5 protein-coding genes are annotated in these 11,155 nt (G+C 59.7%); 4 read left to right on the forward strand and 1 reads right to left on the reverse strand.

Features of this window, described 5'->3' with window-relative positions:
* Positions 1–106: 106 nt before the first annotated feature.
* Complete coding sequence (locus ACWUI2_RS19230) at positions 107–1,519, reverse strand: IS4 family transposase (protein ID WP_486984461.1); 1,413 nt, start codon at positions 1,517–1,519, stop codon at positions 107–109.
* A gap of 424 nt (positions 1,520–1,943) precedes the next feature.
* Here ACWUI2_RS19230 and ACWUI2_RS19235 point away from each other — a divergent pair, with 424 nt between their 5' ends.
* The 4 genes from ACWUI2_RS19235 to ACWUI2_RS19250 are packed head-to-tail and all read left to right on the forward strand — an operon-like array spanning position 1,944 to position 10,993.
* The gene (locus ACWUI2_RS19235; protein WP_486984462.1) at positions 1,944–4,046 is read left to right on the forward strand and encodes an FG-GAP repeat domain-containing protein; all 2,103 of its coding nucleotides are present in this window, start codon (positions 1,944–1,946) and stop codon (positions 4,044–4,046) included.
* 14 nt (positions 4,047–4,060) lie between these two features.
* Entirely contained in the window at positions 4,061–6,205 is a 2,145-nt protein-coding gene (locus ACWUI2_RS19240) for an FG-GAP repeat domain-containing protein (RefSeq protein WP_486984463.1), read from the forward strand.
* 4 nt (positions 6,206–6,209) lie between these two features.
* Entirely contained in the window at positions 6,210–8,240 is a 2,031-nt protein-coding gene (locus ACWUI2_RS19245) for a hypothetical protein (protein ID WP_486984464.1), read from the forward strand.
* On the forward strand, positions 8,228–10,993 hold the full coding sequence (locus ACWUI2_RS19250; RefSeq protein WP_486984465.1) for a hypothetical protein: 2,766 nt from the start codon (positions 8,228–8,230) through the stop codon (positions 10,991–10,993). Before ACWUI2_RS19245 ends, ACWUI2_RS19250 begins: the two co-directional genes overlap by 13 nt.
* The last annotated feature ends 162 nt before the right edge of the window (positions 10,994–11,155 follow it).

An 11,155-nucleotide genomic window follows, 5' to 3' on the forward strand; every position in this document is an offset into this window, starting at 1 on the left:
AGCGAAATTCGGACGGACGCGCGAGGCGGGAAAGCCGGGATGGCCTTGCCCGAAGTTCCCGGTGATTCGTGGGAGTTCCGGCTTCAGCCTAATGCCATTGCCTAAATCAGGTTTTGGTTTGGTCGGCCAGTGTTATGACTGGGTTGGGCTTCGATTCGGTTCGTTTGAGGAGTTTCTTCCAGTGGGTCTGTTTTCGTCTCACCTTTCTGGGGCAGCGTCTTTGCCGCCTGGGTTTGAGGATGCGTTCACGCAAGGCGTTGAACTCGTTGGAGATTATTTCGTCGATTTGACTTTCGGAGAGGATTTCCTGTCCGACGGATATCAGCCAGATTGCGTTCTCCACAGCCTGGTGCGTCTTTGAAAAACTGATAGAAACGACATCGGTCGGCTCCGGGCCCTCTTTGGCGGCCTGGGCCCTTGCGTCAGCCAGGATCGAACTCGCCCACAACAGGGCCGTGATTTCGACGGCCGCGGTTTCCGGCAATTGGCTTTCGAGGTATTTGTGGCGGAGCATCCCCTTGGCTTCGCCGTAATAGATCTCGTGTTCCCAGCGGCGCGTGAGCAGCGTGGCCAACTCCAACGCGGGATAGATTTCGGGATCGAGCAGGTTGGTCCACAACCGGCAACTCTTGCGTGTCGTTTTCCCGTTTTCGTCGGTCGATTCGACGGTGTAAGTGATCTCGCGCACGATGATTTCTTCGACGATGTCTTCGGCACGCTTGCGGCTGCGGATCTTCACTTTGACCAACCGGGAGCCGTCGCCGAGTTCGCGCACAGGGACGCTCGTCTGTGAGGGAAGCACCCGGATGGCAAACGCCGCTCCCTCCCCTTGGCAATGATGGTGGAGGGGCTGGAGAAACGCTCCGCACCCGAAGAGGGAATCGGCCAGCAACAGCATCCCCCGCCTTATATTCGGGATCAACCGGTAGGCCAGCGTCAGTTCCCCTTCCCGGTCCAGGCCGATTTCGGCGGCCAACGGAGCGTGCGTCCCCAATTCCACCAGAGCGCAGGCGTTGATCTTGGAAAACCCGTATTCGCCGCCCCGGGAAGCTCCGGCTTGCCCGGTTGGCTTCTTGGGTTTATTGCTTCCCTTGGGGAATGCCTGGAGGATCTTTTCGCAGTTCTGCAGCGTGAAGGTCGTCCCGTCGAGTCCGGCCAACCTCCAGCCTTTGTAAAAACTCTCCGGGTGGCTTTCCGGATTGGCCTTCGGCTGCAGCACCACCTCATTGATCTGTTTTAACATGGCTTGGTCCACCCGTCGGAGTCTGCGCGAGATGCAACTCCCGGCAAGCTCGCGCCCCGTCGCGGCGACATGGCAATCGGCCACGCTTCCGAAGCGTTTCATCATCCGCAGGGTCTGCGCGCACAGCAGATTCGCCAACGGGTTCAAAGCCGGACGCCCGCGCCTGCGCTCGGAAGCCTTCGACTCCAGCACGCTGCGCAAACCATTGCCCAGCGCCGAAAGCCCGGCGAGATGGTCCGATGAAAATAGAAATGAGAACGGAAATGACTGTGCCATTTCCATTCAAAAGCAAAAGTGTACAATCTTGTACAACTTTTTCTTCAAACTTTGAGAAAAAAGTTTCTCCGTATTTAGGCAATGGCATTAGGCTTCAGCCGGTTTTATCCGGACGTTAGGACCGTATGAACCTAAACTCCGCAGTTGAATAGCCGCGAAAAGCGCAAAATTCGCAAAAAGCATGAAATAGCTCATGTGAGGGCGATTCTAACGAGTCACCTGTTGGGTGAATTAACCCCTTCGCTTAAGTTTCTATGTTTGCGTATATTGTGCCTTCTTGCGGCTAAATACTGCTGTTACAAGGAATGAATCAGGATGAATGCGGAATCGAAAGGTTGACCGCTTTCGTGCGGGATGGGAGGGTCGGATCGGTTTCCGGGATTTTCCGATTGACGGGCTATAACGTTGGTGCAATATGGGGGCGATGCTGAATTCTTTCACGACTCGACTGCTTGCCGGGATCGTTCCGGTTTTGGTTTGGGCCGGAGTTACAGGGCCTGCGCGGGCGGACGAACCGCCGGTCCGTGACGGTCTGGTCGGTTGGTTTGACGCCTCCAGCGCGGCGGTCCGGGAGGGGTTCTCGCCGGCCGCGCCGGTTTCGCACTGGTGGTGGGAGCTCTGGGGTGGGGAGAACCCGTTCCTGTCGGCGGTCGACGGGGAGGGACACGGCCCTCTTTCGCTTCCCGGGGTCGCCTCCCAGCCGCGCGGTTTCGGATTTGTGACGGGAGGGGAGGAGCCGGATTTGTTTGTGCGGGCGGTCGGATTTCCCGGGGCCGGACTTTATTTGTTGCCGTTTCTCGGACGAACCGCCGAGGGAATCCCGTTTTTCGGGGCCGCGCGCCCGGTCAATCACGCCGTTACTCATCCGTTGCTCGGCAGCGGGACGATTTTTCCCGGCGACGAGGGATCGGTCCGGGCGGTTTGGATCGAAGGCGGAACCGTGGCATTCGGTGTGTTCGATGAACCGACGTTTTCGTTCGTCGTGACCGAACGGGTATCGCTCGAAGGCCTCCCCCGGACTCCGGTGCGGGTGGCGGCCCGTCCGGGCGCCGATGGATCGATCGATTTGCTGTTTGAGATCGGCGATGGCGTGCGTCTTTTGCCGGACGGACCTTCGCCGGACGCGGAGAATTTTTATCCGTTCGACGGGGCCGGAATCTGGAGGGGCGGCTCGCCGTTTCGCGAAATCTGGGCGGCGACCGTGCCGGGATTCGGGGAAGGGCCGGTTCAGAATTTGCGGCGAGTGAACGGGGAGAGTGGAATCCGGGTGCGAATCGGGATGAATCAGATGGCGGCGGTCGATTTTGGCGCCGATCGGGGATTCATCGCCGGATCGCATTATGGTCCGATTTATTTCGTGCGCGACGGGGAAGCGGGAGGCGATGTTTTGCGAGAGTTGGCTGGAACGGACGGGCGTCCGCTGCGTCATTTGACGACCGGTCCCGCTCCGGTGGTGTATTCAACCCCCGGGGACAATCGCCCCGATCTGGTGGTCGGGGGCGAAGGGGGGCTGTATTGGTATCGATTCATCGGCGACTTCACCGGCGATGGGCGGCCGATCTATCAAGATCCGGTGGCAGTCCGGCAGGTGGGTGCCGATCTAATCGCCGGAACGTATCCGGTCATCTCGGCGGTCGATTGGAATGGGAACAGCCGGTTGGATTTGATCGCGGGGAATTCGGAAGGCCGGATCCTTTTTTTTGAAAACGTCGGGACCAATGCTCGTCCCCGCTATCGACCGGGCGTTCCCCTTGGCGCGGAGGGAGAGCGAATCCGGATCCGAGCGGGTTATGGCGGAAGCATCCGGGGGGTGGCGGATGCGAGCAAAGGATATGTTTGCCCGACGGCCTTCGATTGGTCGGGGAACGGGGCGCCGGACATTCTTTTGGGGGACGCCACCGGCGGCTATTGGATTTTCCTGAACGAAGGCACCCCGGCGCAGGCGGTGCTGCGCCAACGGCAGCCGATTTACGCGGAGGGGCTGGAGTTGCAGGGGAAATGGCGGGTCCAACCGGCGGTGGGCAGTTTTGGGGGACGACGGGCGATGGTGATCGTCGATACGGAAGATCACCTGCATTGGTATTGGCAGATTGATTCGTTCAATGTGGAAAGCGGCGGCAAGCTCCGGCGCCAGGATGGATCTCCGATCTCCGTCAGTGGCGGTTACGCCCGCAATACCGGCAGGGTGAACCTGAGTTTCGCCGATTGGGACAACGACGGCAAGCTCGACCTGATCGTAGGGGCCTCGGAGGTCGCCGCGATTCCCGACCGGGAAACCGGATTGCCGCTGCACGGCACGTTCCGCCCGGGGGCGGCGGTTTTGGTGATGAGAAACATCGGCACGCTGGAGGAGCCGCGATTCGCCGATCCGGTGCCGGTCCGATTGGGCGATGAAGTTTTACATCCGGGCGGCGGCCACGTGACCGCCGTCGTCACCGCCCTGGGGGGCGGGAGCGGTCCGAACCTGTTGATCGGGAATCAGACCGGTCGGTTGATCCTCCTTCCCCGAGAGCTTTTATCCGAATAGAAAACAAGAAAACGATGATGACACCCTTCCTCACCCGATCCGCCGCGGTCGCAGCCGCCTCCGCGCTCATTCTTTTCCCGCCGATCCCGTCGGCGGACGCCTCCGGCTTGGAGCGTCTCCGCTACAACCATCCGGGACTCGAGGTCGATCTCGGCGTCGGCCTTTGGGGCATCCCGTTTCCGGTCGATTTCAACGGCGATGGACGGCATGAACTATTGGTCGGCTCCGGCGGCCGTCCCTACAACGGCATTTTTCGGTTTCAAGGGGCGACCGAGGATAAGGGCCCGATGTTGTTTCGTCCGGGTGAGCGTTTGTCGGCCGCCCGGACCAACATGCAGGTTTCCCATCTCGACGATGGCAGGTGGGTGATCACGCAGCCCGGGATCGCGTATACGGATTTCAAGAACACGTTTCTCGAGAATGGAGAGCGGATCCCCTTCCGGCCGGATTTCTACATTGGGCGGACCAACCAGTGGCGGTTCTTTGACTACAACGGAAACGGAGTGCGCGATCTGATCATCGGGGCCAGTGATTGGCGTGAATACGGATGGGACGACGCCTACAACGAGCAGGGAGAGTGGACCAACGGTCCCTTGCGCGCCCACGTTTACTGGGTGGAAAACCTCGGGACGAACGAGGAGCCGGTGTATGGCGAGGCCCGGATGATCATGGCGGGCGACGAACCGCTCGAAGTCTACGGCATGCCCTCGCCCAACTTCGCCGATTTCAATGGCAGCGGTTTGCCCGACATCATTTGCGGCGAATTCCTCGACCGGCTCACGTTTTTCGAAAACATCGGCACCCGCACCGAACCGCGCTACGCGCCTGGCCGGTTTCTCGAACATGAGGGCGAAGTGATCCGGATGGATCTGCAAATGATCCAACCGGTGGCGATCGATTGGGATGGCGACGGACATGTCGATCTGGTGGTCGGAGAGGAGGATGGCCGGGTCGCTTTTATGAAGAACACCGGGGAGGTCGTCGACGGCATGCCGCAATTTCTTCCGCCGGTTTTCTTCCGTCAGGAAGCCGACGAAGTGAAAGTCGGCGCGCTGGTGACGCCTTTCGCCTACGACTGGAATGGCAACGGACGGCTCGACCTGATCACCGGCAACACGGCGGGTTACATCGCCGTCGTGGAGAACCTCGGGGGTTATCCGCCCCGATGGGCGGCCCCGCGTTACCTGGAGGCGGACGGCGAAGTGATCCGAATTCTGGCGGGTGAAAACGGTTCGATTCAAGGTCCGGCGGAAGCGAAGTGGGGGTATACCGTTTTGTCGGTCGCTGATTGGAACAACAACGGATTGCCCGACCTCATCGTGAATTCGATTTGGGGTAAAGTCATTTGGTTCGAGAATATCGGAACCCGGGAGGAACCGAAACTGGCGGCGGCCCGACCAATTGAAGTCGAGTGGGAAGGTGAGGCGCCGAAGCCGGCTTGGAATTGGTGGAATCCCGAAGGCAAAGCGCTCGCCACCCAGTGGCGGAGCAGTGTGCAAGCGGTCGACTTGAACGGAAACGGCTTGAAGGATCTGGTCGCGCTCGATCAGGACGGTTTTCTCTCGTTTTACGAACGGCGCGAGGTTGACGGAGAATTGAAGCTCCTCCCGCCGCGCCGGATTTTCCGGGTCGAAGAGGGGGCTCCGTCGGTTTTTGATCACAGTCATGTCCCGGTTGAGTTTCCCGATGACGATGGAAAGAACCAACTCGCCCACCTCGACGAGGAAGGACGGCTCGCCTTCTATGGTTGGGTCACCATCGACGGGCGGCGTCAATACGGGATCGTTCAGCGGGTCGCCCCACATTCCGCCACCCCGGAGGAAGAAGAGGATGCGATCGGGCAGCCGTTGCGCCTGACCGGCGGATGGGCCGGACGGAGCGGACGGCGGAAGTTTATTCTGGTCGATTGGAATGGCAACGGCCGACTCGACCTGTTGGTCAATAGCGTGAATACCACCTGGATGGAAAATATCGCGGACGAGCCGGGGCAATTCGTATTCCGGGATCGCGGACCGATCGACGACACGATTTTGGCCGGTCACACCACCAATCCCGCCATAGTCGACTGGAACGGGGACGGCGTTCCCGATGTCGTAATCGGGGCCGAAGACGGCTTTTTCTACTATATGCGCAACCCTCACGGCCGTAACGGCCAATAGAACGATGGATCGGAAAAAATACAGAACGGCGCGACCCGTCCGGGTGGCGGCAGGCTTGGCTTTGCTCGCGGGAGTCGTATTTGGTATTGGGATACCTGGGGTCTACGCCGGGGCGGAGCTTGTCAGTGGCGAGCGGATACCGGTCGGCGGAGATGGGCGGGGGCCATTGTCGGCGGGCCTCTCGAATCATCCGGTCGGAGCGGTTCATGTGTATGGCTCGTCTCAGGCGGATCTTTTTCTCTCAGCCAGCCGGTTCAGCAAGGAGCCGGGACTTTTTCTCTACCGGTGGATCGAAAATGATTCGAACGGCATTCCGGTATTCGGCGACCGGGTTCAGATCGCCCATCCCGGCGGTGCGGGGGTCCCACCGGAAGGAGCGATCTTCGAAACAGCGGACGGTTCGATTTACGGTTTCTGGCTGATCGACGACGCGCTGGTCCGGAGCCGGTTGGATAAGGAAACTCGCGAGTTTGTCCGGTTGCCGGTCGATCCGATTCGATTGGCGGATATCGGGGATGTCCAACGGTTGGCGGTTCGGGAGGATTCGGCTGGGGAATTTGACCTGGTGTTTTCGGTCGGCGATGGCGTGCCCCTGCGTCCGTCCGAACTTCCGGGATGGCGGACGCCGGAGTATCATTCATTCGACGGGGCCGGCATCTGGCGGGGGAATTGGCCGTATGTTTTCCTGTATGGCGCCCGGTTGGAAGCGATCGAATCCACGGGCCTTTCGGACGTCCGTTTGATTTCTCCGACGCGGCGGGAGGCCCGGATTTCCCATGGAAACGTGGCGCTATTCGGAGGGGACGGGATCGAAGGAGTGGTGACCGGTTCCTGGTATGGGAATTTCGGATACTATTCCGCGGTCGCGAACGACGGGACCGCGTTTGCCCTGGAGGAGCAGATCCTGATTCCGGGAAAAGATGGAATCGCCCTCCGGCATCCGTCGATCCGTCCGACCCCGGTCCTTTACCCGTTTCCGGGAGAAGAGTTCGGCAACTTGATCGCGGGAGGGGAAGGGTCGTTGTATTTCTATCGATTCAGCGGACGCGATGACCGGGGAGCTCCGGTGTATCATGATCCGGTGCCTCTACCCGAGGAAAACGCCGATCTATTTCCGGGGACGTTGCCCGTTTTGACCGTGATCGATTGGGATGGGGATGGCATCAAGGACATTATCTCCGGAAATTCCCAGGGTGAAATCCTCTTTTTTCGAAACGCGGGGACGAATCGGTCTCCCTCGTTTGCGCCGGGCGTGCTTCTCGAAGCCGCCGGGGAACCGGTCATCGTTCAGCAAGGTTATTGGGGAATTCAAGGTCCGCAGGAAGCCCGGTGGGGATACAGTTGTCCGACCGTGATCGACTGGACCGGAAACGGGTTGCCCGACATCCTGTTGAGCGACGCCACCGCCCGGCATACTGTTTTGCGGAACATTGGCTCGCCGACAGAACCGCAATTGGAGCGGGCGCGCCCCTTGTTCCTGGAGGGGATCGATTTACATGGAACCTGGCGGGTTCAGCCGGGAGTCGGTCAACTCGGCGACCGGATGGCGTATATCGCCCTCGATGAAGATGATCAGTTCAGGTTGTATTGGAAAATCGATGACTTCAACGTGAAGGACGGGGGGAAGTTGAAGTTGGAGGACGGATCTCCGATCGGGGCCAATTTCCTCTCGGCCGGCGGCACGGGACGGTTGAAAATCGTTCTCACCGATTGGGATGGAGACGGAGTGAAAGACTTGTTGGTGGGAACGCCTCGTCACGCCTCCGTGCCGAACCCGGAGACCGGTTTGCCGCAATCCAAGGGCCTGCCCGGCGCCGCGGTGCTCCTGTTGCGGAACGTCGGCACTAACGAGGAACCGGTGTTCGAGTGGCCGTCGATTCTGCATGTTCGCGGGGAACCGGTTTATTTCGGCCAGCACGCGTGCAGTCCCGCGGTGGCGGACATTGGCCCGGAAGGCGGGCCCCACCTGTTGGTGGGCGATCAGGAAGGGAGAATCTACTTCTTCAATCGGGAGGATATCACATGGGAACGATAATCAAAAACATTCGGTCGACGACCGCGATCGTCGTGGCGGCGGGTTTGTCCTGGGGGGCGATGGGTCCCGCGCTCGAAGCGGACGCACCGCCCGTGACCGAAGGGCTGGTTTTACACTTGGAGGGGGGAAACTGGAGCACGGGTGGTCCGAGTATCGTGACCTGGCGCGATTCATCGGGGCGTGGCAATAATGCGGCCGGTGGAGCATCCCCGCTGGCGATTGGGCAGGCGACTCCTTCCGGGCATGCGGCGGCTCGTTTTTCTGGGCAGCAGTATTTGGAAGTTGGACCCCGGCCGGAGGATTTCGATGGAGAGGCCAGGACCTGGTACGTGGTTTTTCGTCCAGATGCATTCGACAACGGCCGGGTGATAAATACCGCCTACAGCGACATATCGGGCAATTCCTCTCAGCCGGCGGTCAATTATGCAACCTGGGGATCGATGCCCGGAACTGGTGGACGATATCGGATGCATGGCCGGACGACAACCGGCCAGTTTCGAGATTCAGAAGTATTGAATGCGACGGCTTCCACGGCGTTTGTGGTTGGAGGAGCGGTGTGGAACAGCTCAACCGGTTTTCTCCAATCCACGGTGGTGGATGCTGATGGTGTCCGACGGATGGGAAGTTCCGACGGGGCGATTGCCCAGCCCACCGGTCACTTGGGCACCCGGATCGGGGCGGGATCGGCGGTTGGGAATGCGAATGTAAATGTGCCATTTCGTGGGGATATCGCCGCGGTATTGGTGTACAATCGTCAGTTGAGCGAAAGCGAGCAGACGATGGTCGAACTGCATTTGCGGGAAGCTTATTTGTTGGGCGATAATCCAGGAATTCCCCCTGCCGGGGAGGATTTGAAACCGTTGCCTTCCGGGGCCGTTAACGGTCGTGGGCCCCTGGCACTGAAAAACCTGCGGCATGTACCTGTTGGGCATGCCCACGTGTATGGCTCGGAACAACCCGATCTCTTTGTGAGCGGGTTTGGGGGGGCGCAAAGATTGCATCTGTTTCCGTGGGTCGCGACTGGCGAGAATGGGGAACCGGTCTTCGGTCTCCCCATGGTGGTGCAGACCCCATTTTCGCAACGTGGGACCATTTTTGAAACCGAGGACGGAGCGATTCACGGGTTATGGTTGAGCGGGCGGGACGTGGTGCATACGAAGTTTAATAATTCCTCGCGGACCTTTTCCGAGGTTGGTCGAGTCCGGGTGGAAGGTTTACCGAGGAATCCGGTCAGCTTGGCCGCTTTTCCCCGCCCGGACGGAAGTCTGGAGTTGGTGTTCGAGATGCCGGATGGCGTATCGCTTGGTACTGAGGCCCGATGGACAGAAGAGTGGCAACCCTTCGATGGGGCGGGAATCTGGACGGGGAATCTGCCGTATCGGTTTTTGTATGCCGCGGTGCTGCCGGGTTTGTTGGAAGGCCCTGCGACGGCGGTGCGCCAGGTATCACCGAGCCAGCGGGAAGTCTTCATGTCGATGTATCAGACGACCCGGGTTAACCTGGGCGCTGGCAGGGAAAACGATTTGATTGCTGGAGCCCGACTCGGGAGTTTTGTTTATTACGAAAATTCCGGTTCCGGGAATCTGGAGTTGTCATCGCGCCGGTTAATCGCGGGACCGGATGGAAACGCGCTCCGGCATCCGGACTCGTCGGCAGGGGTGATCGCGTATCCGAATCAAGTGACGGGCCTTTCTGATCTCATTGGAGGAGGGGAAGGGGCGCTCTACTTTTATCGTTTTACCGAGGAATTCACCGGTGCCGGGGCTCCGGTCTTCGAGAAGCCGGTTCCGGTGTTGCAGGAGGGCGCCGACCTTTACGCGGGATCGTTGCCAGTAGTTTCGGTCGTCGACTGGAATGGAGATGGATTGCTCGACATCATCGCGGGTAATTCGGATGGAAAGGTGCTCTTCTTTGAAAACATCGGGACAAACGAGGAACCGGTGTTTTTGCCGGGAACACCGATCCTTGCCGGGGGCCGGGAAATTCATATTCAGGCCGGCTACAAAGGCAGCATCCAAGGGGTTCAGGAGGCGCGATGGGGATACGCTTGTCCGACCGTGGTTGACTGGAATGGAAACGGACTCCCCGATATTGTGATGGGAGACATCACCGGATCCTATACGATCTACATCAACCGGGGAACTCCGACGGAACCGTTGCTCGACCCAGCCCGCCCGATTTACTGGGATGGACTTGAGCTGCACGGAAAGTGGCGGGTCCAACCCGCGGTCGGACGGGTGGGGGACCGGACGGCGATGGTGATCGTCGATGGGGAGGACCATTTTCATCTCTTCTGGCGGATCGACGATTACAACGTGGAAAGCGGGGGAAAACTCCGTTTGAACGACGGTTCGCTGATCGGCACCAGCCACGAACCTGGCGGCGGAACCGGGAGGGCCAAACTGACCTTTTACGATTGGACCGGCAACGGCGCGCTCGATCTTGTCATTGGCACCTCGCGGCGAAACGCCATTCCCAACAAAGAAACCGGTTATCCGCAGCCGGCGCTTGGCGCCACTCCTCCGGCGACGGTTCTCTTCATGGAAAATGTCGGAACTTTCGAGGAACCGGTCTTCAAACATCCGATCCCATTTGTCCATCGCGCCTGGGGAATCGTTCAACCCGGCGGGGCCCACGCCTGCACCGTTTCCGGGACGACCTTGGGGGGCGGAGCCGGACCGAATCTCCTGGTCGGAAATGAGACGGGACGCTTTTTCCTCCTCCGGGGCGAGCATTTGAGCAACCTGGAATGAAACTTTCTTGTCACTGGGAGGGATGGCATCCTGCCGTCCGCCTTCGGCGTCGGTCTCGGACGCAGGTCGGCTGGAAGCAACCCTCCGATTAACGTCGCCCTGCAATCCGCATGAAGAGTGAAATCAAAGAAACCAAGATCCCGCGCTGCTGGTTTTCGAGGC

It is taken from the genome of Verruconatronum alginivorum (assembly GCF_056590205.1).